Consider the following 2629-nt stretch of genomic DNA (forward strand, 5'->3'; position numbering starts at 1 on the left):
TTTCACCGGCTAGTTGTGCCTAACTTGCTCACGGCACAGGCACCCGATTCGTCGGGTGCCTGTTGCCGTTGGTCGGCCCGCGGCGGCGGCGCATGGCGTGCCGCGCGGCACGCGCCGCTTTCGCTTGCGGCTGGCGGAAGCTGCAGACGCGATGCCGCAGGCGGAGCGATTGGGGAAGCGCCTTTCAACCGGACCGACTCCGCTGGCGCCGCGTCAGGCGCCGGGCGAGCCGGCACCGTCCGACTGCACGGGAGCCGCAAGCTTCCGTCCATTGCTCCGATCGACAGTCAACGGGCCGGCTCCGTCCGGCCGTGCCGGGGCGGAAGCCCGAGGGCTTCCCGATCGTCCTTGCGCAGGGAACGCGCGGCAAGCAAATACGATTCGTCGATCATCGTCCGCAGTTCGTCGTCGGGCACGGCGCCGTTCAAGTGCACGGTGTTCCAGTGCCGCTTGTTCATATGGTAGCCGGGCGTCACCGCGCCGGGGTACGTCTGCCGCTGCAGCCAGGCGTCCTCGGGGTCGGCTTTCAGGTTGACGCTCGGGCTGCCGGTGTGCGAGCCGAGTAGCGCGAATATTTTGCTCCCGACGAAAAGGACCGGCAGCAGCGGATCGAACGGGTGGCGCAAGGAGACGCCGCGCTTCTGCAAGCCGTAGGCGATAATGTCGTCATGCGTCATAAGGACTGTCCTTTCCTGCAAGTTGCTTCGATTATAGCAAATGTTGCCCGAATCGTCTTCGGGCATCAATCTCATTGTATTGGTTTCTACGCCTATACTGGTAGGAAATGGGGTAAGCATAAGGATATGCCCTGAACACAACGCACGCGCAAGGGAGGATGGGCACTGTGCAAGGCACGAATACCAACAGCGAACGATTCTGGCAGGCATACAGCGGTCCCAATCTTGTAAGTAGTACCCGCTGCCTTGCTTAATCATTTTGATCTCCAGGCACTTGTGCCAGGGATGGGCTGGTAAGAGGTAGTGATATGTCCTGACGTAGTACTCGTAAGACGATTTAATAGATCGTAACTATAACCCGCACCTAAAACAACGGTAAGAATCGGTGTGGATGAAGACTGTTTCACGGAGCGATTTCCTCTTAAGTCATACGAATAAGTAATTGTACCTTCCGGGCGTATTATTTCTTCCAGTCGATGAAGTTTGGCATAAGTATATTCAGTAGTCTTAGATACGGAGTACTCGTTGGAGAGCTTTGCTTCGATATGCTCACAATATTTCCTAGCAAGTTGTTTGAATAATTCGTTAACTGGTTAAATGCATCTTTCAATGTTATTAATCGCCCTAATTTATCGTAAATGTATTGTGTCGTATATCCTCGCTTTTTGATCAAATTCTGCAATTAGAAGGTTGTCATAAGCATCTGTTATTTCAATTTGCCTTCCCCAGTATGAAGAACAACCGCGGTTTAAAACGATTCCTGCTTCGAGGCTTACTAAAGTAAGTCTTGAGGTCGGGTGGCTTTCCCTCGCTCATCATTTAATTAAGAAGGCCGCAGTGGATGCAAAAAAACAAGGAGCTACGCGAGAAAGAATCGCCTAGCTCCTTGTTTTTTTCAGCGTTCAACCCATCAAGATGCATGCGGATGTCGTCTTGAAGTCTAAGCTTGCCTCGTTCGACCAACTGCATAGCGGCGACTGCGTTTAATGTCTTGGATATCGAAATCGCAGAGATCGCAGGTGTCAGCAGACAAACCGTAAGCACAGCAGCGATAATTAATTTCATCCGTTTCAACCTGTATTCCCTCCTCTCATTTACATGGAACGGTTAACTTTAATTGCAAAATAGATGGTTGAAACAAGTACAATGAGATATGTCCCCCCGAGCGATAAAATCACCATCTTACTTACCCCTGTGAAGGTATAAGCAATGAGTAACGCTCCAATTGCGACTAGCATAAGATCGAACGCTTTTGCTTTTGCATGATTTCTTACTGCTATATTCCTCTCGTCCTTTTCGTCAATTTCTCTTTGTTTGGCCGAATGCGGGGCGGTTTTCGTTGCATAGCGCTTAAGGGCAAGTCGGATGCCTTGTCCAAATACTCCCGACCCGATCGATATGATCATATAGGGGATGGCTTGAACCATATTGCTGGTGACATCAATCGTGTATGACCAAACCATAATTCCTGCGACTACACTTGCCAGACCAAACAATAAATAAATTCCATACCTCGCCTTTGAATGCCCCATCTTACTCCTCCTCGTATAAAAAGATCTCTTCAATCCTCATACCAAAAAAACGCGCAATCTTAAATGCCAACTTAATGGAAGGGTTATACCGACCATGCTCAAGGGAGCTAATCGTTTGTCTGGACACCTCCAGAATGGCAGCCAGATCTTCCTGATTCATCCCTCTGCTCTTTCGTAAATCTTCAATTCTGTTTTTCATAACATCTCTCCTCACCCCTTTCACGGAAAGCTAACTTTACATTAATCCTAACATAGCCAATCTAGAATGTAAAGTCAGCTTTCCATTCACATTCAATTCCTTCAGCATTTGCGCCATCGTTACGCTTCTAACGTTCAGGACCCGCATTTTCGATCACGCCTTCGCAAGCAGAACCCCATTCAGGCCGATATCGTCGAGTGTGCGAAAACTTCTGTACTACA

General features: G+C 49.7%; 4 protein-coding genes. All 4 read right to left on the reverse strand.

Going from position 1 to position 2629, the window contains the following annotated elements; all coding sequences use genetic code 11:
- Positions 1–287: 287 nt before the first annotated feature.
- The 4 genes from PKO02S_RS31815 to PKO02S_RS31835 all read right to left on the reverse strand — a co-directional run bounded on the left by PKO02S_RS31815 (position 288) and on the right by PKO02S_RS31835 (position 2408).
- Positions 288–677: an MmcQ/YjbR family DNA-binding protein gene (locus PKO02S_RS31815; protein WP_127589281.1), complete on the reverse strand. Its 390-nt coding sequence runs from the start codon at positions 675–677 to the stop codon at positions 288–290.
- Between the two features lie 819 nt (positions 678–1496).
- Entirely contained in the window at positions 1497–1742 is a 246-nt protein-coding gene (locus PKO02S_RS31825; protein ID WP_373865263.1) for a serine hydrolase, read from the reverse strand.
- Positions 1743–1771: 29 nt separating this feature from the next.
- Positions 1772–2209, reverse strand: a complete 438-nt coding sequence (locus PKO02S_RS31830; protein WP_127589288.1) for a hypothetical protein — start codon at positions 2207–2209, stop codon at positions 1772–1774.
- Between the two features lies 1 nt (position 2210).
- Positions 2211–2408 carry a helix-turn-helix transcriptional regulator gene (locus PKO02S_RS31835; protein ID WP_127589290.1) on the reverse strand — a complete coding sequence of 66 codons (198 nt, stop codon included), beginning with the start codon at positions 2406–2408 and terminating at the stop codon, positions 2211–2213.
- Positions 2409–2629: the final 221 nt, after the last annotated feature.

Origin of the sequence: Paenibacillus koleovorans NBRC 103111 (assembly GCF_004000845.1) — a bacterium.
GTDB classification, from domain to species: domain Bacteria; phylum Bacillota; class Bacilli; order Paenibacillales; family NBRC-103111; genus Paenibacillus_AA; species Paenibacillus_AA koleovorans.

Bases quoted from the DNA above. Each gene is read 5' to 3' on its own strand.
- PKO02S_RS31830 (WP_127589288.1), bottom strand. From the start codon at position 2,209: ATGGGGCATTCAAAGGCGAGGTATGGAATTTATTTATTGTTTGGTCTG.
- PKO02S_RS31825 (WP_373865263.1), bottom strand. From the start codon at position 1,742: ATGAAATTAATTATCGCTGCTGTGCTTACGGTTTGTCTGCTGACACCT.
- PKO02S_RS31835 (WP_127589290.1), bottom strand. From the start codon at position 2,408: ATGAAAAACAGAATTGAAGATTTACGAAAGAGCAGAGGGATGAATCAG.
- PKO02S_RS31815 (WP_127589281.1), bottom strand. From the start codon at position 677: ATGACGCATGACGACATTATCGCCTACGGCTTGCAGAAGCGCGGCGTC.